Genomic DNA, 22,427 nt, shown 5'->3' with positions numbered 1-22,427 from the left:
AAGGTCAGCCCCCGCGACGGCATCCTATGGTTCGACGTCGGTCCCAACGGAATCACTGTATCGACCGTCAGCGAAGAGGTGCGCGTTACGCATCGGATCGACACTGCGGTCCAGACCTCGGCCCTGACCGGCTTTGGGATTCCTGCTCACCAGATTGGCTCGATTGCACAGGGCTCCCTGAACCAAGAACGGCCCTACGGCTTGGAATTCGAGATAACTCGTCGTGCGGGTGCCGGCGCCCCTGCAGGCGCGGCGACTGTGAGACCAGACCGAACTACCCTGACTAATGGCACGCCTATAGAGGCGTGCCTCATCGGCGTCCCTGGTATGGGCTTAGACGAGGACGATCCCGGGGAAACGGCGCGGTACTTCGGCGAGAACCTGACGCACTACGCGCTGGATGTTTATTTCGAGCGTCCATTGGAAGTCGAACCGTCTGGGCCTGGGCAGATGGTGGGCGACCTCGACCACGTCGCGCTCGCCGAGTGCATCCGGGATGCCAAGCGCCTGCTCCGCATTGGCGCAAGGTCGGGGCCACAGACTTTGGAACTGCGGGACGCCTGCCTTCTCGGCGGTGGCCAGGGGCTTGCCGTTTGGTACGACGTGCCGTCCCTCGTGGGGCTCAGCTTGCGGCTGGCTGTACGGCAGGTGCCATCCCTCCTGGCGCTTCTGCGGTGCCTGCCGTCGGGTGCGGTCCGGATGGAGCGGGCTAGCAGCTTCTTGCTGCTCCGGAACGGATGGACGACGATCGCCGTGAGGGAGGCGGAGGAGCGTCATCCGTTGGACCCTTCGGCGTTGCGCGCCGGCAGGCCGCAAGCGGCGGTGTCCGTGGGGACCGCCCGCTTCCGCGGCGAGTTAGCAGAGTTATGGCGAGGGCGCGGCGCGGAGTGCGCATACCAGTTCCTTCGCGCCGAACTTGTGGCGGGTGCTCCCCATTCGCTCAAGCTTGAGGGGCGCCGTCCGGCGGATGGACAGCAGACGGTCAGGCTCCGCCCTTTCGACTGCAAAGCATCACCCACAACGGCCCCATTCGACATCCTGACCCACCTTGGTTGCTTGGAGCAGGCGTTGCCACGCGACGGCCGCGTTGAGATCGGCGCCGGCGACAGGCACCTTTATCTCTCCTCGCAAATGGTCGGCCGACGCGGCATCAGGCGGACAGTTCGGATCGGCATGGTGCGGGTGGAGAGGCCCGACCGGATTGAACGGCAGGTGCGTGAGATTGGGTACGCGTGTGACAATCAGCGAGGAGAGACGCCGGTGAAGGTGGCACGTCCGAAGCAGGCGACGAAGACGCGCGCTTCTCGAAGCATCGGAACTGGTCGATGAATGGGCGTGAGCACCGCGGCGGTTGGGCAGCGGCCAGCGACCTTGATTGGTTGGAGATCACCTATCCCATCGCGCCGGATCGGGCGGGATCGCCGGAGGAACGCTTCGCCGCTTTGGAGCAGGCTTGCCTGCGACGGCTTGAGGCGATCCGGTGGCCGAACGGGCCGGAATGCCCGAAGTGCGGCGGGTGCGATGATGCCAAGCAATGGTCTCCCGCTCGACGACGCCATGGTTGGCAATGCCGCAGGCAGACATGCCAAGCGCGCTTTCATGTGCTGCAGGCGATCCCGCCCTTGGCCAAGACGCACGCGCCGGCACAGCTTCTGTTTCGCGCGATGTTCCTTCTCGGCAGCGCTCCGGCGCTTACCGCAAGCGCTTTTGGCCGAAAGATCGGGATGGAGCAGAAGAATGCGGGGAGGATGTACAAAAGGGTGCAGAGGCTGCGCCAAGAGTTCCCGGACCTTGTGCAGTGGGTGATTGAGGGGCCGGCGGCCGGCCGTCCCGCGCCTAAGAAGAGCCGCCGTCCCGTGCGGCCTACCAAGCCAAAGGCACACGAGATCATGGACGACGCGACATCGTTTTTCCGCCTCTTTGACGGCTTCGGGCCTGACGGCTGAGGATGAGGCGCATGCAGGCGGCGTCCACCCCAGCGTCCGCCACCGGCCCTGTGCCAGTCGAAAATTCGGGGACGTGACGGCGGTGGTACGATTGACAGGGCGCTTGAGTGCGGGGCCAAGTACGCGGAGGCATCCCACTGAGCAATGCGATCATGGCGGGCACTTGGATATTCCAGGCGAATCCAAACCTGTTCGACATCGACGGCTTCCTGGCCACCAATCCTGCCACCTTCTCCTGGCTCGTGAGCCGGTACGAGAGCATAATCGAGGTCGGTGATCAGGTCTTCATCTGGCGTGCCATCGGCGGTGGTCCTGCTGCCCTCAGCGGTGTCATCGCCGAGGCTGAGGTAATCGAACGGGTAAGTTTGCGGCCGGACGATGCAGCTTCGGTGCCGTTCTGGCGCGATCGGGACAGGCCGACCGAAGCGAACCGCGCTCTCCTACGTCTTGTGCGCGTTGCAGCCCCAGGCAGGATTCTGCGGCGCGATCAGGTACAGCGGGACTCTGTCCTGCGTAACCTGACCGTTCTTAGCATGGCGAATCAGACAAATTATCCGGTGTTGCCGGTTCAGGCCGACCACCTGCGGGTCCTATGGCAGCAGACCGTCGCGAGCCTCAGTGGCAGTCGCACCGCCGATCGGCTGGCTCCTGACCTTTATGCCCAACGCCGGATTGCAGGACGTGTGCCGCCCGAAAGTCCACGGGAGAGCGCAGCCCATGCCGAGACCGGCCGCTCGTCCGACCGACAGGACATTCTTGACGCACTCGATGCCCAGCGGGGACGGTGCGCGATCTGCAGTGGCGTCCTCGGCGCAAGTCCTGCCCTGGCGGCTGCCGCCCTGCTGCGGGAAGACGGTAGCGGGTGTGTGGTGCATGCCGCATGCCGTACCGCCGCCGGCCACACGGCGGGGCGCACCTACGTCGAAGGCGGACGACGTGCGACCGTGCGCGACGTCGGGGTGCGCGAACGAGACGCGAAGGTCCGCATGGTGGCACTCGGGATTAACCTCCAGCGCAACAACGGCGTGTTCACCTGCGACATCTGCGGGCAGGATCACCTTGACCATCCCGGTGCGCGGGCCGCGACGCAGTCGCGCCTGTTCGAGGTGCATCACCAAAAGGGAATTGCCGAGGGTGAACGCGATACCGTCCCGGAAGAAGACCTGCTCGTACTCTGCGTCCTGTGCCATCGCCTGGAGCACGCCTGACGTGACCTGTCTACACGTCGCTGAGCAGTGGACAGCGCACGTGTTACCCAGGACAGTAGTGGGTAAGCCTCACAGGCCCCGAGGGTAAGGGTCCAAAGTCCGTGACCGGTTCTGCGGTGCGGATGGACGGGACAGCCGCCCGGGTCGCAAGACCTCGCCATGCCCAGGTTAGAAGCGCGCCGCTCTCTATGGCGGCGCGCAGGATGGGGCCTAGCAAAGCCCCCGCCCGCCTCGGTCGTCGGCATGGCCAGAGGAACACGGGCGCCGTCATGCGCGCGAGCGCGAACTCCGCAGGTGGTGTGGTCTGATCCGACCGCACCACGGCCGACCGGATGACCCCGGCCACTCTGCGATGCCGATGTCGTGCGCGGCTCCGTCGGCTCCGGCGATCAGCGTCTTGGGCAAGGTTCCTCGGAAGGGGAACCTTGCCCAACGCCCACCATCCCACCTGCGATCATGAGTGAGATTGATATAACTCCTGATCTCCACGGACCACGGCCCGATCCTCCGCGCGCGCCGCAGGCACAAAACCACCGCACACGCTCACCCGCGATGTCCAGCACGAAGACACCCCGCTTTATCCAAATCGTTGACCACAAGCGGGAGCTTCTGCAATGGCAAGCCAACCAAGCGTCTTCGTGGACCACCGGGTGCGCTTCAACCTCACGCTGATCTGCGGCCGCGACTCAGCCGGCAATCGCACCGTCACCGAGGTTTTGCATCTGCTCCGCACGCATCTGCCGCCGGCGTCGGCCGTCCGTTATGAGGTCTGCAACTTCGGCGACATGCTCCTCGGGACCGATATCGAGGCGGACGGCGGGAAGACTCTGAATGAAACTCTGGCCGAGTTCGCGCGCCAGGGCATACCGCACTGCCTCATGCGATCGACGCCACATGGGATCGACGGCGGCAGCGAAGAAGCCGTGTGGATTATTATCGCCAGTGAGCCTGACATCCTCGCGCTGGCTATCAACGAATTCATGGCGGTTCATCCCGGCGCCGCACGTGCCTGACCCACGCTTCACCGACCCGAACGCACGCACTTTATGAGCCATGGAAGGCAGGGTGCACGAGCACCCTGACCACCTCCGTTCTCCTGCGACCACAGGCGACCAGCAGCCATGAGAACCAACTTCCCGGATGCCGATGAGGCTTTCGCCCTCCTGGAGCAGCGCGGCTATCCCGCGCGCCTCGTCAACGCCAACCAGATCAAGATCGGCCGCGTCAGCTACTACCCGACAACGGGGACCGTGTACCGCGACGGCGCCTTGAAGCCGCTGCCCCGACGGGGCTTCGCTTCGCTCGAGTGGTACCTCGGCAAGCACACCTACCTTTATTGATACTTTCCGCTGATCATCGCACGACGCGTTGCAGACATCACCGCCCTCGTCGTGCAGCTTCGGCGGTGATCGGTCGAGAGATCATGCGGCTGCCACTCCCGGCTTTCGCCCTTAAGCCGTGAGCGCACATCGCCGATGCCTGCTGTCTACCTCTTTGGGCACCATGAGCAGTCAGCCCCCCACGCGGCTGCGTTCCAAGTCGGCCGCTGTGCGCCTGTTCTTCTCCTCGTAGAGTATCTTGAACTTCTCGTTTTCCAGCAGCCTGTCCACGAGTTTTTGCTGCTCGGGCGAGACAGTCCTCTCGGCGCAGATGCTGCGAACCAGTTCGACGGCAGCCTGCTGCCACTCGACCTCTTTGAGCATTCCATCGTCTTGCAGCCTTCCCAGCAGAATCCGCTGACGTTCGGTCAGGGGCTGCTGGTCTGCGATGCGCTCCAGGTGATTGACCACCTCTGTTTCCCACTGCACGCGCTCTCTGGCTTCATGCCGGGCTGTCTCCACAGCCGAAGCGAGGAAATCTTCAAATCGTTCCATTAGCGCCTTGCTGTTCCGGGCCGCCCTCATTGCGTTCCGCCCGGTTTCCCCGTGCGCGGCGGACCGAATCTCATTCCGCCAGTCGTCTAGCGTTTCGTCGATGATGGCGAGAGGGTGGTCGGGGTGCCGCTCCAAAATGGCCCTGTGCTTCCCCGATTTGAGGAGAATCTCGAACCTCATCATCACGACGGTCCTCCACTCCAAGAAGTCCCGCCTAAAGACGCTGAATACGAGCCGATCGCGTTCCGGGAATTCGTCCACCTCCCCCGGCCGCGGGCGACGAAGGCGGAGTTGCGGTACCGAGCCAGAGCTAAAGAACAACGTTATGCCCTTGGACGAGACCTGCTCGATAGCCTCGCCGCCGTGGCGTGAAAGCACCGCATAACCATGCAAGGATTTGTCTGCGAAGTTGGGCGGCGGCTTAGCCGCGGACGGCACAACGACGGACCGGCGGGCCTTGGTGGCGCTTCGAGCGGCCGGGAGCTTAGCTGTGACCGCCTTCCGCTCCTTGGTCGCAACGGTATTGGCGCCCTTGACAGACTTTACCACCATCTTTGCCGCCCCTGTGCATCTTTCTCCAACTTAGTGTATGATGCACTGCATGCTTGTATGTGGCAAGGGGCTGGGCTCGACCGCACCCACCGCTGTCGCACCGCCTATTCCGTCCCTTGTGGCCGCCAAGGTGGCGGCACGGGCGGGGACACCGAATGCGTTCAGCACCTCGGGCAATGTGGAGAGGCTCAATTTTGCGAACGGCCTCCTGCTCACTGCGACGCTCTATACCCGCTTTGACGCGGGCCTCGTCGCCTTCGCCGACAGTGGGACGATGCTTGTATCAGCGATGGTCCCGCGTGAGCCCCGCGACGCACGCGGCGCCCCTTGCTGGCTTACTGCGGTTTCGACGCCACCTGCGGAACGAAGCCCCCGCTACTTCGGTAAAAACTGCTCTGCAATTGCGACGCCGGTGCTGCGGGCAGATACGGCCTCCACCGACCAGACCTCTGCCGGCTGCGCTTAGACTCAGCTGTTTGTTTCGCATCGCAAGCGCAGACCGCTAGCAATTAAGATCCGGGCTTGGCAGTCCCTGAAACCATCGGCGGGCTGCGGTTTATCAGTGATGCGTCGCGCTTATGGTTCGAGAGGTTGGGGACGAGAAGTGACAAACTCCAGTCCTTTGAGGGATCGCGTTGAGCATTTCGTGGAGTACGGGGGGCATCCTGGCGACCTTCGGCTGTTGCTGAAGGAGTGTGTCGAAGAAGGAACGCTCGACGGTCTTGTCTGCGTGCGTCGTATGTATGAGCACATGTACGGCCGAATGACATATAATTACGAAATTAAGGCTCCTGCTGCCTCGACCTTGCTTGTGTGGAGGGATGTAGGTCTTAAGGCGCTGACAGAAGCAGCCAAAAAATATCCCGAAGTCAAGAACACAGAAATTGCGCTCGCGTTGCTTTCGAGTCTTGCTGCAGGAGAAGGATTGCCATCTTCTGGGGAGGTTGGAGAACCCATCGTAGATAGCGCGATCAGAAACACGATCGAAAATTGGCCTGATTTATTATCGCGGGCGCGTGCGAGCTTGGTAGAGATTATCTTGTCGATACCTGACGACGACGACGTCGCATTACGAGTTGGTTTGACACTTATGCAAAGCTCTATGACGAGACGCCTTGCGACCCGTGAGCTGTTTGCGGCCGCCTCTACGCGATGGTTGGCAGTTAGCACACCTGTCCTCGACAGATTTGACGAGCTTATCAAAACACGCCCGAAAGATGAACCAGTGTTTCAGAATTTCTTAAGCAATCATCCTCAGTTACCCGACCCACTTGCCATCCGAGTCTGGCCTAAGCCCGATTTGTTCGGCTTCAAGGAGCCAGATTACATAGTGCAGCGTGCGGATGGCACCTACATGGTCGTTGAAATTGAGTGCCCCGGAAAGCCACTTGTAACATCAGGAGGTCATCTATCGGCGGATGTGACACATGCTGAGCAGCAGGCGACCGATTATCGGCGAACTCTCCTGCGCAAGTACGCTGACTTGAGAGTGTATCTTCCGGGTTTCCAAGAACCTGATTGCTTGGTTGTTGTCGGCGTTGAGCGTGATTTAGACGAGGCTCAGAAACAAGTTCTGCACGACGCAAACCGGAATCGCACACACCTTCGCATCGTCGGCTTTGACTGGCTATTGGATCGGGGAAGAACGATCGCCAGCAATATGACGCACCCTCGCGTCGAGGTACTTCCTCTGCGCATTGTGTGATCCATTGGACAAACAGGGCACACATATTTGGAGGTGCACTACCCTGTCCTCAATGTCCGTTCATAAGGATGCTGTTGAGAAATCCCGAATTGAAGCCGGCCCCGAAAGAACTTTGCTTGTGGTACCGTCTGGTCGCAAGTTCACTTCGTCCATGCGCTTCATCGCGACAGGGATTTGCGCTAAATCGGTCGCTCGACACTTGGAGCCGACTTTCCCAACACAATCGAGGTAAAGCCGACACCAAGGCAGCGAGCTAAATTCGCGCTCACCCGAGACGAATGGGAGCGAACAAGCCAACATCCCCTCCCTGCAAGGGACTTCGCATGCCCACATTACTACGGCCTCTGCTCGTCACCCACAGCGGCACTTTTCACCTCGACGACGCCTTCGCCTATGCGGTCCTACGGCTCGCCCTTGGCCTCGGCATCCCGGGGCAGGACCACGCCCTGTTGCGCACCCGCGACCCAGCCGTAATCGCGGCGGCGGATGTCGTGTGGGACGTCGGCGCGGCTTATGACCCGTCCACCGACCGGTTCGACCATCACCAGCGTGGTGCGCCCCGGCGCGAGGACGATGGGACGCCGCTCAGTGCCGCCGGCTTGGTGTGGCGCACCCATGGCGAGGCCGCTGTGCGCGCCCTGCTGGCCGGCGGGGGCGCGGACCTCGCCCCCGCGGTTGCCGCGGCCATCGACGACGAGGTGGTCCGCCGGATCGATCAGATCGACAACGGCGTCGTACACCCCGAGGACACCCTCGGCCTGTCCTCCCTGGTTGAGGACTGCAACCCGCCCTGGGACATGCCCCTGGTGGCCACGCAGGAGGCCGAGGACGCCTCCTTCCTGCGCGCTGCGGCCTTGGCGGCGGACGTCCTCAGGCGCCGTGTGGAGGCCGTGCGGGCGCGTCTTGCGGCACATGCCGTGGTCGTGGCCGCGCACGCCGCCTCGGCCGATCCACGCATCCTTGAGCTTGATCGCAAGCTGCCCTGGCAGGCGGCCGTGTTCGCCCACGGCCTGCCAGTGCTCTACGCCGTTTATCCGGTTCCCTCCGGCACCTTCATCGTGGACGCGATGCCGCCTGAACCCGGGTCCTACGCGCAGCGTCTTCCCCTGCCCGCCGCATGGGCCGGTTTGCGCGATGCGACCCTGGCGGAGGTGTCCGGCGTGCCGGACGCGGTGTTCGTCCACCCACAGCGGTTCGTCGGTGGCGCCTGCTCAAGGGCAGGAGCGGTGGCCATGGTGCGCGAAGCGCTGCGGATCGGACACCGCACTACCACCTGACGGCATTAGGCATGCCAATCAGCAAAGTGGCCCGGAGCGAACTTCGGGCCAGAGGGCGCTGCGTCAGAGCTAATCCCAATCGAGCACGACGCGGAGATTCGCCGCCTGCTCAACGGCATCTTTCGGCAGCAACGCCAACATCGTGCGCTGCTCGGGCGCGGCACGTGCGTTACCGACGTAGCGCCCGCCAAACTGCAGGACGCAGGTCGCCGGGGAATTCATTGGCCGGCTTCCTCGGGCGTCGCGCGGTCGAACGTCGAAGAGGTTCACGACCGGCCCGAGGCGTCCTCCCATATGCGCCGCCTGAACTCCCCGGCCAGACCGCATCCACTCGTCCGGTCCCTCCATCTGCGACGTCATGAAGCGGAAGCACTGAGTGTAGACCTTATTGAACGCTCCCGCGACCACATTACCGGAGGCGTCCAACACCTCGACCCCGAAGATGACGCCCGGGCTCACGTCCTTCCCCGCGTTACGCGCGCCAAGCCGCCGCGCATCCTGGAAGTCCACGAAGTCACGATAGCCTTCGCCCATCAGTGCCGCGTTCTTGCCGTCGATGCCGGCGATTTCGGACGCGAGCGCCTTTGACGCAGAAACTCCCCGGCAGTTTATACCCGGCGGGTTGGCGCTTGCTCCTCCGTTCCCGAATGCCACCGGCGCACCGCGCGGCGCTTCGCACAGCGCGAATGCCGTGTGCGCCCCACCCCTCATCATCTCCACTTCCTGTGATGCAACGTCCCTAAAGGCAGCGTGGCCACGATCGACGTATTCGGGACGCACGCGCAGGGTGACTGGCGCTGTGAGTGCGACAAGGCTGGGGTCCGGTGCGAACACTGACAGGCTCACCTGCCCAAGTTGAACATCGATGTTCTTCGGTAAGTCGGCGAGGTATCCGAGGAGCGCTTCACGAGCAGTGGTATCGCGCTCCGTCTGCGTATGGAAGGCGACCATGGTGGTATCACGGTCGAGCGGCACAAGAGGAAGTCTGGCGTCGCGTAGCGCCTCCACCATGCGATTGACGACCACATCGGCCCTGACTCGCACCCTGACATCACCCTCGGCGGTTCTGGACGACTGCAGGGTCGTGACCCGCTCGACGAAGCCGTTTGAGTGCGCGACAACCTTGTCAGTGAACGTGTCGCGCACCTCCGAGCCGTTGGCTGTCAGTTGCGACCGGCTGCTGGCTTCGAGGTAGACGCCGGCGACCTGCTCCAGCGCCGCCCGTACAGCGGACGAACGTGCCTCCGTTTCGGTTCTCCCCGTACCCTCCGCTTCCACCGTGCGCCGTTGCTCGGCGCCTCTCTGCGACGCCGGTTCCGCAGCCCCTGAGGGTTGTCCACCAAGTCGGGGTATAGCGACTGAGGCTGATCGACCCCCACCTTCCTCTTGACCCCAGGCGGCTGCGGTCCCGAGGACACCAGCGATCAATCCCATGGATAACCAAGCAGCGCGCACCATCAGTAGAGCCCCCGGTCAGTCGCCGCACCTGTCCTGCTGGGTACGGACACGCCGCCCCCCGTTCGCCCACCGTCACCCGCCGTGGGAGCCTCCGGCCGCGGAGCCACCGCCCCTTGCTGGCGCATGCGTTCCTCGGCTTCCGATAGCGCTGCCCCGGCGGCACGCGCGTCGGCGTCGCGCGACGGTGACCACGCCAGGACCACGACCTGCATGCGTGCGCGGCCAATCGGATGCAGGCCCCGCCACTCGTGGACCTGCTCGGCACCTCGGATCACGATATCCCGTGCCCGTGCCGCAATGCGCGCCTCCGCAGCGCTCGGGTCGAAGGTTTGTTCGCGTCCGCCCGTATCCTTGCGGTAGTCGAATCGGAATTCGTCAGCGGTCGCCGTAGCCACGCTCTCGCCGACGAAGCGTTGGAGTGCACCCAGGGCACGAGTGTGGGCGACTCGGCGGTCCAGCGAAGCCAAGTCCGTCGCCGGGGCAGCGCCGAAGGCGACGAGAACCCGTTCGCCTCGTTCGTCGGCCCAGCAGCGGACACCATTGGTCGAGGCCGCCCAGGCCGGGTCCTTTTCCGACGCGGCTTCGATCCTCTCGGCGATCGGCAGAGCGGGGTCGCCGAAGGTCACGGGGACGTCCGGGTTCCACAAATTCTCAGCAAGTTTCTGCTGACGAGTGGACCAAACAGCGCCGACGAGCACGGACAACCTGCCCTCGTTGTCCAGCCCCTCAAACTGGATCGGCGTCATGGCACCGGCCAGGAAGACTGATGAGCGAGCGGCGACGAACTCGCGGATCGAGGACGACAGCCGCGTGGCTTGGGTACGTCGCTGTTCTTCCGTGCGTCCGGTCCCGTCCCACTGCGGGTCGTATTGCCGAATGGCGTCGTCTAACGCCCGCCCTGTTAATGTGCGCAGCTTTTCGGCGTTGGAAAGTTCGGTGCGTGCTCGCGCAACCGGCGGGGCCTCGTCGCCGCCGCGGCCGATCTGAACGAATTCGCGCTCATTGCCGCGGACTTCGGTCGCAAGTTGATCGGCCAGCGTGGCCCGTGCTGAGATTTCAGCAGTGCTGTAGGCAGCTAGGCGCGCCGCGACCCACGAAGGGGAACCCACGTCCGCGCGGATTGGCTCGACGCCCTTAGAGATTAGGGTCAACCCACCATCGGGCAGCGGATTACGCCCTTCCCGCCGACCCTCATTGCGAAGCCATTGACGCCAGAGCGCTTCAATGGATGGGACGGTGCCTTCTTGGGCATTTCCCCTTCGAGGCAGCAACACACACCCACCCATGGCAAGCGCCGCGCGCCTGCCGGTCCAGATGCCTCTCACCAGCTCGTTCCCCCTTAGGTCTTCTAAGTACATGCTTGGAGGCGTATATTTTCTACGACAAAGATAGCTACTCGCGAGGTTTTCGCTTAATAGGGTACGAAAAGCGTAGGCTGAAAAGGGAAGTCCTCAGCGTGGTGACGGCCGCCTATTCGTCCGCGCGTCACTGACCGACGGCAGCGCGGGCCTATGTCCTGCAGCCGTCACGGACATCGCTGACAAGGTGGTTCGTCGGATCGATTAAATCGGGAGTCGAGTCGCGCGCCCCGAGGACACTCTCGGTCTGTCCTCCCTGGTGGAGGACTGCAACCTCCCCTGTAACATGCCCCGCACGGCCACGCAGGAGGCCGAGGGACGCCTCCTTCCTGCGCGCCGCGGCCTTGGTGGCGGACGTCTTCAGACGCCATGTAGAGGCCGTGCGGGCGCTCCTTGCCAAGGAGACGCAACCACTTTATGATTCGACATCGAATTTTTAATGTGTCTGGATCACGAAACGCCTTGAATTGCCACGATTTGCGATATCAATATGCTGTGATAGCCTAAGGGCGTGGTCGTGATACGGCATGAGTTGTGGCATATAGTAAATCGTGCCGCACGGAATCGAACGCGGCAAAAAAATGCCCGGCTAGGTTCCCCTAACCGGGCAGTTGCAAGGCTTGGCGTTACTCCTTCGAGGTCGTTCCAGGACCTTGAAGAGCTTTGTTGGCCGGACGCTCGGACACGCCATCTTGCGTGCTCGAGCGTCCTGCTCTCTCCTCTCGCGTTTGCCTCAAACCGAGCTTGGTTCGAAGGTACTCGAGAGTCAGGGTAGCACCGGCCGCCGCAAAAGGTCCGACGACCAAGTCGATAATGGGCACTGGGATTTGCTCCTCTAGCCCAGCCCGCCCGGTGCGGGCGGCCCCCCGATTCGCGGATCAAACCGGGACCCCTTTATACACCCTTAGTCCATCCATTCATTTTCGGCTTGGCACAAAGCTTTGTGATGTCATGTACTTACGGTTTATTCCTTTCTTAGATTGATCGCCCTGAAAGATGGTTTGGTAGTGGCCGCGCAAGCTGCCCTGACAGTCGGTGGCGTCGCGCACGGTCTGCCGACACCCTTTGCGGTCTATCCGGTCCCCTCCGGCACCTGGATGGTGGACGCGATGCCGCCCGAGCCCGGCTCCTATGCGCAACGTCTCCCCTTACCCCAGGCGTGGGCCGGCCTGCGCGATGCGGCCCTTGCGAAGGTGTCGGGCGTACCGGATGCCATGTTCGTTCACCCGCAGCGCTTTATCGGCGGTGCGCGCTCATGTGCAGGGGCGATGACCATGGCGCTGAAAGCCGTCGATATTGGAGGTGGGGCAGCAGTGTAAGCCGACATCCTGTCCCACCCCCATTTGCAGGCATTGGAGGCGGGGTAGCCCACCTCCACCTCTGTCAGAGCCGCGCGCGCCGCATCCGTTCCTCCTGGATGCGGGCCGCACGCTTGCTCAGTCGCAGCCCGCGGGCAATGTGGGCATCGGCCTCACAGGCGGTTGCACCATTGACGGAAAGACCGGCGTGGAACGCTGCCGCCGCCTTGCTCTGGAGGCAGAGATAGATACGCCCGAGGCGGAATAAGCCGACGGGGTCGGAGGGGTCGAGATGGCGAAGGGTAACCATGGTGATTGACCTCATCTTGGGTGACCCGGCGACGTTGCCGGGCCTCTCCGATCCTTCGTCACGACCACCGGATTCCAAGCGAGATGTCCTGTCCGCCGGTGGGAAGACCGCGCATTGAGATCAGCGCGAAGGCCAGTTGGCCATTGCCTCAGCCGTGCGCCAGCAGGGAAAAAGCCGCTTCCGGCTTCAGAATCCGAATGCCCCGCCAGGGGTCCAGCGTCAGCAGGTCCCGGTCGTCCGAGACGAGGACCACCGCCTCGGGGCCGCCCGCCGCACGGGCCGCTGCGAGGGCGGCTTCAAGGTATTTGTCGTCGGACGGGTCGCGGCACGCCCTCACCGCCTCGCCGGGCTCGAGCAGCAAGATGGCAATGCGCAGTCGCCAGACGAAGCGCAGCCGGTCGGCCTCCGGCAGCCAACGCTCGAACTTGGGGCGCCCGAGGACCTCCTCGACCTCGTCCAGGATCGGTCCGCTCGCTGCCAGGAGGCCGTACGCGAGGGCCGTATCGACCAGACAGCGCGCCGCCGAGGCAGGCGTGAGGGCGGCTCGGACGAGCGAACTGGCGTCGGCGATGACATAGGAGGGCTTATTGAGCAGACCGCTCACGCTTCCACATTGCCAGTTCGGCTTCGACCTCCTCGGCCGCCGCACCAGCCCGTGCGGCGGCCTGCCCTATCTCTTCAAACGCACCGGCGAGCATACGCTGCCGTTCGGCGGCTGGCGCCGTAAACAGGTGGACGGCCTGCTCGATTTCCGCCGGGGTTTCAGCGGTGGCCACGAGCCCTAGGAACGCCTCGTAGCGCGCCCGCTCGGTCGCGTCGGTGCGCAGTCTCTCGGCGATTGGCCGGTCGAGGCGTAGCGTGACCTCGGCGGTGTCCATGGTTTTCTCCTGCTCAAGCGCGCGGCGCAGGTTGCGAGAGCGGCTACCCCCTCACCTACTCTCCCTAGCTCCCTTCCTTCGGGATTTACCCACAGAGCGTCAGAGTTAAACAACAAGGAGAGAAACATAGTTTCTCTCCTGAGTTAGAAGGTTAAGGCGGCATTTGGTGCGCGCATCGCCTTGAAATTTTGGGGTTTTTACAAGGCTGGCGTTCCTGATCTCCCGAGAGAGCGTTCCTGATCTCCCGAGGCTTCGCGTTCCTGATCTCCCGAGGGTTTCCACAGGCGCCGTCCGCGGTGGCGATCGACTCGGGCAAGCTAGCCTGAGTGTTCCTGATCTCCCGAAAGCCGAGCCGACAGGACGGCCAGAGGCCGTAGGTCGGTCTTATGGCCAGGAGCAAGCCCCTATAGGGCGCCCAAGGCTCAACCAGCCGCTCGTTCGGCAGGGTCCTAGGCCCGTACCAGCGGGTTTATCGGGATATCAGGAACGCTCCTGCGCAGCCTTGCGAGGGCTGCCACGCCCACGGCGTCGGGGCACCTCGTAGGCGGGATGGGTGAGGTCGAGGGCCGACCGTCTGGTCATCCGCAGGCTCGGCTCTCCTTGTCCTGGCTCCTCCCACAGGAGGTGAAACTCAGGGAGTGCATCCCGCTCGGCAATCCGGCGCAGTTCGAACTTGAAGCGCCGGTAGTCCCCTTCGGCGCCGGATTTCTCGAACAGGGTAGGCAACGACACGGCGAAGCCCTCCCCGTCGTGGCCGCCGGCATGCTTGCGCGCCACCCGGTAGAGCCAACGCTCGCGCCCTCCCGTGATGCCGAAGTAGGCGGGATCGATGGCGAGCACGCCGCCATCCATCAGGACGCCCTCGTGGAACCACTCCGAAACCGTGAGCGTCATGCCGCGACTCTGGCCCGTCGTCTCGTCCACCAAGTCGGTCCAACCCTCGATCCAGCCGAACTGCCGCTCCTTGCGGCGTCCGCGGGCACGGATGTTGGTTTTCACGACAGTGGCTTGCAGCCGGGCGAGCGCCTCGCGCAGCAGGCGGTAGTCGGCGCCGCCAGTTTTGCGGTCGATGGCCCGAAGGAGGTCGTAGGGCTGGAAGTGGAGCGTCCGGGGCACCTCGTTCAGGCGGCGCTTCTTCATCTCCGCCAAGACCGACGCCGCCCAGATCAGCACGTCGGCGTCCCAGATCGTGGCCATGCCGAAGTCCGGGTGGGGCAGCACCTTCACCCAGACCTCACCGTTGGGACTGGTGTAGTCGATGGGCTTGAGCCTCTTCGTCTTGGCGAGGCTGAAGAAGGGCCTTTCCATTGTCTCCCGCTGATCCCGTAGCGGAAGGTCGGTGACGAACGGCACGAAGAGGTCGAACTGCCCGTCAGCGCCGCGTCCCCGTCGCTCGGAGCCGGACATGCTTCCATCCTTACGGACGCATTTACGTAATTCCGTCATCACGTCAATACGTCATTCCGCATTGGCGTCCAGGTACCCGTCTAGTGCTTCGACCAGGATTTGCTGGTTTGTCCGGCGGCGCCGGACGCCAAAAATCCTCATTCGCTCGTATCGGGCAGGGTCGAGCCGTACCGTCACGGCGATCGTCCCCTGCAGACCGCGCGGCAGTGCCGCGGGGGTGGCATGCGTTGCCGCCGCGGCGTTCTCCTCCGGCAGCCCTGGGGGCGGTTCCGGAGGGGAATCCATAGCCGGTGCCGGCGAGGCTGCTGGAGCCTGCCCCGACGATGCAGGCGCCGCCTCCCCCTTACGGGCGATCAGGCCCGCATCAAGCCGGGAGACGTTGCGGGTGCCCATGGCCAGCTTCCTCCTAAACTATCTTACTGAGACGCGTATTTACGTAATCCCACAAATCCGCAACCTCGCGTGCCGAGTTCGACGATGGCGCGACCTCCTGGACGGTCCGCCCGTCGATCATGCTCGAGGCGAAGTCCACGCGCTGGTGCAGGGTCGCTGGGGCCACGGTGCCGTGCTGAGAGAGCGCGACGGCGGCGTCCGCCGTGATACGTGCCCGGGGTGTCGCCCCGTTGACCACGAACACCATGGGGCGGCGGCAGCGCTCGATGAGGTCAACGGTCGCGCCGACGGCCCGCAGGTCGTGAGGGCTCGGGCGCGTCGGGATCAGCACGAGGTCGGCCACCTCGACCACCGCGCGGATGCTCTCCGTGATCGCGGGCGGCGTGTCGATGACGACGAGGGCTATGCCGTGATCGCGCAAGGCCGCGAGCTGGTCGCGCAAGCTCTCCACGCTGGCGCGCGCGAAGAGGGGGGTTTCCGCCTTCCGGCCGTTCCACCAAGCCGCGAGGCTACCTTGCGGGTCGGTGTCGATGAGCGCAACCGGGCCGGCGCCGCGCGCCTCTGCCGCGACCGCGATGTGGCCCGCGATCGTGGTCTTGCCGACCCCGCCCTTTTGCGAGGCAAGGACGAGAACACGCATCTACGTAACTCCGCCTCAGCAGCCTTACGTAAGAGCGTATTTCATTATCCACGCCACCGCAATCTCAAGAGTCGCGCTACCTCGTGTGGTTGTGATGCCGAGGCTCTCGATCGCAATCCTTCAAGGGTTTTTGAATAAAAACCAGGACGTCAAGAAGCATATTGCACCACATCTCGTATCTCACATTCGCATAAACCTCTAAATGCGGTGGATTAGTTTCTCGCTGCGATCAGCCTGACTCGACATTTCGTGTGCTTCCGGTTACAGTTACTTGTTGAACTTGGAGGCTGAAGTGCCTGCGAGAAGCATTGTTGCTGCAAAATCCGAGACAAACCGTTACATCGTCAATCAGATCGCCAAGCGAGGTGCCAAAGTACGCCACACCGCTCGACCAAGCGACGATGTGGAGAATGCCATAACAGCCTATGGCGAACTTCGTCGTCAAACAGGACGCGAACACGGTATAAAATTCGCATTCCTTTGCCAGGAATACTGGCCAGGAATTGATCAAGAAAGTTGCAGGATTTTGCGAAGCCGATTCAGTTCATGTAGTGAGTTGCGCGAATATGTTGCGCATTGCGGGAAGAACTTAAATCTTATTTTGTTTCTTATTGGAGTTATAGAGTGTTCGGAATCGGGGAAGAAGCCATCCCCCAAGCTGCAAAGGGTATTGGCCGAAGTGTTTGGAACGCGCAGATAGAGTTTCCAGCACTATATTGGCGAAGTTTCCCTGGCTTGATTCAACTTTCTGCGGACGAAGGCGCCGAATTCCAGTCGGGTGGTATTGGATTGGCGGCGGGAGCGGCCCGACGCTCGTCAGGGCCCGTGTTCTACGACCGACGATGATCATCAGCAGCCGGAAGCGCACGATTTCGGCGAGCCGGTGGGCGTTGTCGAGGCGACGCTCGATCTCGCGCAGCGCGAGCACGCCGCAATTGACGGACGGCCGCCCGGTCTGTCACCGGGCGGCGGCGGGGCATTCTCAACCATGCCGGGGCGAGGTGCTGCTACACCCCGCTCAACAGGATCACGTCGGCGGGGAGACCGAGGCGCAGGATCGTTGCCAACGTTGCCAGCCGGTCCTCCAGCCAGCGTATCCGGTTAGCGGGGTGCAGGGGCTGGCCCTCCCGGCGCATCGCAACCGATGGCTCGACTGCGAGAACCTCGTAGCCCTGCGAGGCAAGCCACGCAGCGTCCCTGTCAGTTTCTACGCCGACGTCGAGGAGGAGGGCAGGAGCGGTCGGCAGAAGAGCCTGAAGCCACACGTGCACCTCGTCAGCGGGCACAGCCTCGTACTGGCGAGCGAGGGCCTCGGCACGCCCCTCATACCAGCCTACGGCGTCGTCGGCCGAGGGCATCTGTTGGTCTCCGGCATGTAGGCCCGTCCGGCCGTGCTAGGACGCCTCATAGCTCTTCACGAACAGGGGGTGCGCCTGCTCGAAGTCCGACATCGTCCGCAGCGTGACCTCGAGATCACCCGTGCCGAAGTGGCCGATCTTCCGCACGTCGCGCGTCATGCCGGGTATCGGTTCCACGCTGTCCGGGTCCACCTTCAGGAACACCGTCACTTTAGCCGCTTGCGGATAGATCTCGACGCAGGCGAAGTTCTTGATACGGCGGAAGGCGAAGTATTGCTTCACTTGCTTGAATTGAACGTCGTCACCAAGGGCTAGGAGGTATGCCTTCAGCGCCTCGAAAAGGTCCTTTATCGGTTGCTCGGCCTGTGCCAGCCGGTACCCGATCTCCTGCGACGCATAGGGGTCCTTCGTTGCAGTGGGACCCGTGGGATTGGATGTGGGGGATGCGCTTATCACCATTCCCGTGCTTGGGGCGGCCGCCCCCGTGGGTGCGGCAGACGACGCGTTGACCAGTTGGAGCAGCAGCAGGTCGTCGCCGTAGTGGCGATAGCGCATTAGCTCAATGTTCCGGCTGATCTGCCGCACCGCGTGTTGGTCGTAGTTCGTGAAGTCGGCAGCCACACAGACGAGGCGCGGTGCCGACCAGTCCACGTGCGTGTCTTGCCCTAGCTTCTTCAGAGCCAGCATCTCGAAGTCGCCACGGTGGTCCATCAGCCAATCCAGGTAGAAGAGCCCCTGGCTGATAACATTCTCGTTCACCGCACGCTTGTACTCGATGATGACCGGGCAACCATTCTCATCCAAGCCAAGGGTGTCAATGCGCCCACTGTGAAGCTTGCCCGTTGTGAACTCGGTTGCCAAGAAGCGCACGCCAAGTAGGGTTTCGATATTCGCCTCGAAGAGGGTTTGCAGCGACTTTTCGACCTGTGCAGACTTGCCCGGGATTTCGGATGCAGCCGAGGGCCCGATCCGGAAAAGCTTAAAATCAGCCACGTGCTACCCTACCCTCTTCACTGCGCAGTCCGTGTGCTCCACAGGGTGCCACTTATGCCGGACGCACGGCAGGCGCACCATTCCGCTCGATACGCGCGACCTGCGTGGCCCGCCATCCGCCGCGTCCGCTCGGGGTCGGGATGCCGCGTGCTGTCAGAGCCTTGGCGACACCGGTGAGGGTCCCGACACCGGCCGCACGAATTTCGGCCACCACGGATGCGAGATCGGCGGCGCGGGCCTTCGCTTGCGCCGACTTCGCTGCCGCTGCCATACGGGCTGCATCCGACGTGCCGGACTGCAGGCGGGGGTTGCCCAGCCTCACGCCGCGCGCCTTCGCGGCAGCCAGGGCCGCCTTGGTGCGGGCCGAGATCATGCGCGCCTCCTCTTCGGCGACGGCGGCAAGGATGTGCACGGTGAGGCGATTGACCGTGGGCATGTCGGCTGCGACGAACTCCACACCGCTTTCCATCAGGGTGGAGACGAAGGCCACGTTGCGGGCTAGCCGGTCGAGCTTCGCCACGACCAGCACTGCTTTATGGGCACGGCAGGCGGCGAGGGCAGCGGCGAGTTGTGGCCGGTCCCGCCTGCGTCCGCTCTCCACCTCGACGAACTCGGCGACGAGCCACCCACCACAGGCACCAACGTGCGACTCGACCGCGCCGCGCTGGGCCTCCAGGCCGAGCCCGCTCTGGCCCTGCTTGGTGGTGGAGACGCGAAGGTAAGCGACGAAGCGCGCCGTCATGCTGCCGCCGCGGCTTCTTCGCAGGGAATGGTCCGGAAAGCGCCGGCCTCGTCCCTAGCGATGATGTCGATGCGGCACGCGGCCAAATAGTCCACAAGGTTGGGGCGCGGCATGCGCGGCAGGAGGATGGACAGGCGGGCGTCCTGGCCCACAAGATTCCGATAGTCGAGCAACTGGCCGACGGCCATGCGCAGTGCCTCTCGGGTCGTGGTGCCCTTCGCCTCGATGATGCGGTGCTCAGCCCGATCGTAGAGGTCAGTGTAGAGGGGCTGCGCCTCGCCGCGTGGCCAGAGGCGCAATCGCACCAACTCGGGTGCCCTTAGGCGCCGCCGGTAGTCGCAATACTCCGCGACGAGCCGCGCCTCGCGTCTCTCCGCCTCGCCGGGAGCGACGGCCGCGCGGACGAACCGCTCGACTTGCCCCCCTTCGATGTCAATCTCTTCGCGCCGCGGAGTGGCACCGAAGGTTGGCACCGCCTCTTCCCGAGGTACGGCTTGCTCCTGCAGCATTTCTCCGCACGGGCGGAGGCGGAAGACGTAGACGGTCCGCATCTCGCCATTCAGGTCGGGAGCATCGGCGAGGTAGTAAGGCTCCTGCGCATCGACTTCGAATTCGCCGCGGTAGGTGACTTCGCCCGAGGACCCGTCGAACAGACGAACCGCGCGACCGTCCACGCGGTGCTCCGCGAGTGCCTTGTTCCCCTGGCGCAGTTCCTGGTCCCCAACCTGACCCTCACCCGTGTAGTGGAAGCGCCCGTCGGCGTGCATCCGGTCGAAGTAGCCGTAGGTGTGGCCGGCTTCGCTGGTGAAGAGCATGACATTGGGCGAGCCGGTGCTTGGCGAGATGCCCCCCTGTTGCCGGCCCTTGTACCGGCGGTGCAGTTCGACGCGGCTGATGCGGTCGCCGGGCTTGAGGTGCCACGCGTCGGGGTTGGCGGGTTGGTCCATAGCTCGGGCGCTCCGGTTGGCCCAGAATTTAGGGCTAATTTTGAGCCTAAAAACAACAGTAAAAATACAGGACTGAAAATATTACAAAACCAAACGTCCGTTTGACGGTTTGTAAAACAAATCTGAGCCAAAACGCAATGATATTGCGCTTCGGTTGCGCGCATGCCGACCGACCTGCCGCGTCGGCGACCTTCCACAAACCGTGGTTTTCAGGAGGTACAAACAGAGCCTTGCCGCCGGAAGAAGACCCCTCGCTCTGCAACCAGGGCGGCTGCCAAGGTTTGCTGCCCGCGTCCTTCTACGGTCGGTGTCCCGCAATGACAAAGGGCCGTGTCGCTCGGTAACATCCACCTGGAGAGGGCGGCAGAATGACGCAAGAACGCTACGGATTCGTTGTCAAGGCGGAGGACCAAGCCGCAGCCGGCCGGGCCGCAATGGCTCTTTCCGATGTCCTGCGCGAGGCCGACGGTGTGGTTGAAGCCGTCCGCGGCAAAGCCGACAGCGATACGATGGACCTTGGCACAGTAGTTTCGGTGCTGGCCGCCTCCGGGGCGACGCTTGCCCTCGCCCAAGGGGTCGCCGCGTGGCTTAGAGCGCGCCGTGGGGTGACCGTGACTGTCGAGCGGGATGGCAAGTCGGGAAGCCTGAAGGCCGCCGTCACGGGCATTGATCCGGAGGCGGCGGTGCGGATCGTCGAGATGGTCCGGAAAGGCTGACATGAGCAGTGGGGCAGCAGCAGGGCACAGGCTGCTCGATCCGACCTCGACTGCGGCAGTTGTCCTGGGTGCTCACGATTGGACCGACGCCGGTCTGAGCCGCGCCCCGTCCTTTCGCCGCTCGGCCCGGGGCATCGTCGCCTACCTGTACGACCCGGCGGGCTTGGGGCTCGACCCAGAGCTTGTGCTCGATTTATTCGACGATCCCACCGGGGCTGGCGATCAACTCGCCCGAGTACGAGACACCCTTGACGAGCTGTTACGTGAGCGCCGCGAGGTGGGCCGTCCGGTTTCCGACGTGCTGGTGTACTACGTCGGCCACGGCTTCACCGATGACCAGGGGCACCTCTCCCTGCTTGTGCGCCGGAGCCGTCGGGGCCTGGAAGCAGAAACGGGGATTAAAGCTCCTCACCTCGCCCGCATGCTTCGCCTCGCCGCCCCGCAGCAGCGCCGATCTGTCATCCTCGACTGCTGCTTCTCCGAGGCAGCGGCAAGGGCGTTCATCGGCATGGCCAGCGACCTCAATCAGCAGGTCGCGGCGACTGCGGCGCAGGACCTTGGAGATGATCAGCCGGCGCGCGGCACGCTTCTGCTTTGCTCAAGTCCGGTGGGTAGGGTCTCAATGGGCGCGCCAAATGCCGAGCGCACGCTGTTCACAGGTGCCGTGCTCGACGTGTTGCGATGCGGGATCGAAGGGCGCTCGCCGGTTCTGTCCTTCGCGGACCTGCGCGATGCGGCGTTCGAGCGGATGGTGGTGAGCTTCGGCGCCAATGCGCCACGACCAGCGCTACACCAGGTGAATGCGGCGCACGGCGATCTTACGCGCGTGCCGGCATTTCCGAACCGAGCACCCGCACGCGCCGCAGCGCCGCCGCTCATCAACAGCTCCTCGGCTCCGGAGAAGGCTGCTAAATCTTCTCCAACACCAGCCCAAAACTTTGCACTCGCTCGGCAGCACCAAACTGCAGGCGGCGAACGCGAGGCCGTCTCGCTTTTCCGCCTCGCCGCCGACCAGGGCAACGCTATGGGGCAGGCCAACCTCGGCTTCTCTTACCGACACGGCCTGGGTGGGCTGGCGCAGGACGACCGTAAGGCCGCACAACTATACCGCCTCGCCGCCGACCAGGGCGACGCTTTTGCGCAAGCCAACCTCGCTTTTCTTTACGAGCGGGGCCTAGGCGGGCTGGCACGGGACGACCGCGAGGCCGCCCGGCTATACCGCCTCGCCGCCGACCAGGGCGATGCTTTTGCGCAAGCCAATCTCGGTTTCTTTTACGAGCAGGGCCGAGGCGGACTGGCACAGGACGATCGCAAGGCCGCCCAACTATACCGACTCGCTGCCGACCAGGATAACGCCTTTGCACAGG

The 22,427-nt window shown here is 63.7% G+C and carries 23 protein-coding genes and 1 pseudogene; 10 read left to right on the top strand and 14 right to left on the bottom strand.

Going from position 1 to position 22,427, the window contains the following annotated elements; genetic code table 11:
- The 5 genes from Q7A36_RS32865 to Q7A36_RS32845 all read left to right on the top strand — a co-directional run.
- A partial coding sequence (locus Q7A36_RS32865) for a hypothetical protein (RefSeq protein ID WP_305108027.1) occupies positions 1 to 1,329 on the top strand: 1,329 nt, incomplete at its 5' end.
- Positions 1,326 to 1,946: a transposase gene (locus tag Q7A36_RS32860; RefSeq protein WP_305108026.1), complete on the top strand. Its 621-nt coding sequence runs from the start codon at positions 1,326 to 1,328 to the stop codon at positions 1,944 to 1,946. The genes Q7A36_RS32865 and Q7A36_RS32860, both read left to right, overlap by 4 nt.
- A 152-nt stretch (positions 1,947 to 2,098) precedes the next feature.
- Positions 2,099 to 3,154: an EVE domain-containing protein gene (locus tag Q7A36_RS32855; protein ID WP_305108025.1), complete on the top strand. Its 1,056-nt coding sequence runs from the start codon at positions 2,099 to 2,101 to the stop codon at positions 3,152 to 3,154.
- A 614-nt stretch (positions 3,155 to 3,768) separates the two neighbouring features.
- Positions 3,769 to 4,167: a hypothetical protein gene (locus tag Q7A36_RS32850; protein ID WP_305108024.1), complete on the top strand. Its 399-nt coding sequence runs from the start codon at positions 3,769 to 3,771 to the stop codon at positions 4,165 to 4,167.
- Between the two features lie 108 nt (positions 4,168 to 4,275).
- Positions 4,276 to 4,494: a hypothetical protein gene (locus Q7A36_RS32845; protein ID WP_305108023.1), complete on the top strand. Its 219-nt coding sequence runs from the start codon at positions 4,276 to 4,278 to the stop codon at positions 4,492 to 4,494.
- A gap of 171 nt (positions 4,495 to 4,665) precedes the next feature.
- Here the strand turns inward: Q7A36_RS32845 and Q7A36_RS32840 are convergent, their stop codons facing one another.
- A complete protein-coding gene (locus tag Q7A36_RS32840; RefSeq protein ID WP_305108022.1) occupies positions 4,666 to 5,580 on the bottom strand; it encodes a hypothetical protein in 915 nt (304 codons plus the stop codon).
- A 646-nt stretch (positions 5,581 to 6,226) separates the two neighbouring features.
- On the opposite strand from Q7A36_RS32840, the gene Q7A36_RS32835 reads away from it, so the two are divergent.
- Both Q7A36_RS32835 and Q7A36_RS32830 read left to right on the top strand, forming a co-directional pair.
- Complete coding sequence (locus Q7A36_RS32835; RefSeq protein WP_305108021.1) at positions 6,227 to 7,285, top strand: Shedu anti-phage system protein SduA domain-containing protein; 1,059 nt, start codon at positions 6,227 to 6,229, stop codon at positions 7,283 to 7,285.
- A gap of 323 nt (positions 7,286 to 7,608) precedes the next feature.
- The gene (locus Q7A36_RS32830; protein ID WP_305108020.1) at positions 7,609 to 8,562 is read left to right on the top strand and encodes an MYG1 family protein; all 954 of its coding nucleotides are present in this window, start codon (positions 7,609 to 7,611) and stop codon (positions 8,560 to 8,562) included.
- A gap of 69 nt (positions 8,563 to 8,631) precedes the next feature.
- Here Q7A36_RS32830 and Q7A36_RS32825 read toward each other — a convergent pair whose 3' ends face one another.
- A complete protein-coding gene (locus tag Q7A36_RS32825) occupies positions 8,632 to 9,840 on the bottom strand; it encodes a hypothetical protein (RefSeq protein ID WP_305108019.1) in 1,209 nt (402 codons plus the stop codon).
- A gap of 179 nt (positions 9,841 to 10,019) precedes the next feature.
- A complete protein-coding gene (locus Q7A36_RS32820) occupies positions 10,020 to 11,345 on the bottom strand; it encodes a hypothetical protein (protein WP_305108018.1) in 1,326 nt (441 codons plus the stop codon).
- Between the two features lie 1,013 nt (positions 11,346 to 12,358).
- Here Q7A36_RS32820 and Q7A36_RS32815 point away from each other — a divergent pair.
- Entirely contained in the window at positions 12,359 to 12,697 is a 339-nt protein-coding gene (locus Q7A36_RS32815) for an MYG1 family protein (protein WP_305108017.1), read from the top strand.
- Positions 12,698 to 12,761: 64 nt separating this feature from the next.
- Here the strand turns inward: Q7A36_RS32815 and Q7A36_RS32810 are convergent, their stop codons facing one another.
- The 11 genes from Q7A36_RS32810 to Q7A36_RS32760 all read right to left on the bottom strand — a co-directional run bounded on the left by Q7A36_RS32810 (position 12,762) and on the right by Q7A36_RS32760 (position 20,344).
- A complete protein-coding gene (locus Q7A36_RS32810; protein WP_305108016.1) occupies positions 12,762 to 12,986 on the bottom strand; it encodes a hypothetical protein in 225 nt (74 codons plus the stop codon).
- 148 nt (positions 12,987 to 13,134) lie between these two features.
- Positions 13,135 to 13,590, bottom strand: coding sequence for a putative toxin-antitoxin system toxin component, PIN family (locus Q7A36_RS32805; RefSeq protein WP_305108015.1), 456 nt, complete (start codon positions 13,588 to 13,590; stop codon positions 13,135 to 13,137).
- Complete coding sequence (locus Q7A36_RS32800) at positions 13,571 to 13,864, bottom strand: hypothetical protein (RefSeq protein WP_305108014.1); 294 nt, start codon at positions 13,862 to 13,864, stop codon at positions 13,571 to 13,573. Before Q7A36_RS32800 ends, Q7A36_RS32805 begins: the two co-directional genes overlap by 20 nt.
- A gap of 480 nt (positions 13,865 to 14,344) precedes the next feature.
- Positions 14,345 to 15,271, bottom strand: coding sequence for a replication initiator protein A (locus Q7A36_RS32795; protein WP_305108013.1), 927 nt, complete (start codon positions 15,269 to 15,271; stop codon positions 14,345 to 14,347).
- Between the two features lie 51 nt (positions 15,272 to 15,322).
- Positions 15,323 to 15,664, bottom strand: coding sequence for a hypothetical protein (locus tag Q7A36_RS32790; protein WP_305108012.1), 342 nt, complete (start codon positions 15,662 to 15,664; stop codon positions 15,323 to 15,325).
- Positions 15,665 to 15,677: 13 nt separating this feature from the next.
- Entirely contained in the window at positions 15,678 to 16,304 is a 627-nt protein-coding gene (locus tag Q7A36_RS32785; protein ID WP_305108011.1) for a ParA family protein, read from the bottom strand.
- 589 nt (positions 16,305 to 16,893) lie between these two features.
- Positions 16,894 to 17,232: a hypothetical protein gene (locus tag Q7A36_RS32780; protein WP_305108010.1), complete on the bottom strand. Its 339-nt coding sequence runs from the start codon at positions 17,230 to 17,232 to the stop codon at positions 16,894 to 16,896.
- Between the two features lie 79 nt (positions 17,233 to 17,311).
- A complete protein-coding gene (locus Q7A36_RS32775) occupies positions 17,312 to 17,662 on the bottom strand; it encodes a methyltransferase domain-containing protein (protein ID WP_305108009.1) in 351 nt (116 codons plus the stop codon).
- Between the two features lie 36 nt (positions 17,663 to 17,698).
- On the bottom strand, positions 17,699 to 18,655 hold the full coding sequence (locus Q7A36_RS32770) for a DUF5655 domain-containing protein (protein ID WP_305108008.1): 957 nt from the start codon (positions 18,653 to 18,655) through the stop codon (positions 17,699 to 17,701).
- 52 nt (positions 18,656 to 18,707) lie between these two features.
- A complete protein-coding gene (locus Q7A36_RS32765; protein WP_305108007.1) occupies positions 18,708 to 19,397 on the bottom strand; it encodes a recombinase family protein in 690 nt (229 codons plus the stop codon).
- Positions 19,394 to 20,344 carry a hypothetical protein gene (locus Q7A36_RS32760; protein WP_305108006.1) on the bottom strand — a complete coding sequence of 317 codons (951 nt, stop codon included), beginning with the start codon at positions 20,342 to 20,344 and terminating at the stop codon, positions 19,394 to 19,396. The genes Q7A36_RS32765 and Q7A36_RS32760 overlap by 4 nt, the downstream gene beginning before the upstream one ends.
- 368 nt (positions 20,345 to 20,712) lie before the next feature.
- On the opposite strand from Q7A36_RS32760, the gene Q7A36_RS32755 reads away from it, so the two are divergent.
- Positions 20,713 to 21,060, top strand: a complete 348-nt coding sequence (locus tag Q7A36_RS32755) for an effector-associated constant component EACC1 (RefSeq protein ID WP_305108005.1) — start codon at positions 20,713 to 20,715, stop codon at positions 21,058 to 21,060.
- 1 nt (position 21,061) lies between these two features.
- Positions 21,062 to 22,427: pseudogene (locus Q7A36_RS32750) on the top strand (hypothetical protein); the annotation flags it as partial.

This window comes from Paracraurococcus lichenis, from assembly GCF_030657435.1.
GTDB classification, from domain to species: Bacteria; Pseudomonadota; Alphaproteobacteria; order Acetobacterales; family Acetobacteraceae; genus Paracraurococcus; species Paracraurococcus lichenis.
Note: the sequence above shows the minus strand (reverse complement) of the source record. Positions and strands in the feature narration are given on the sequence as shown.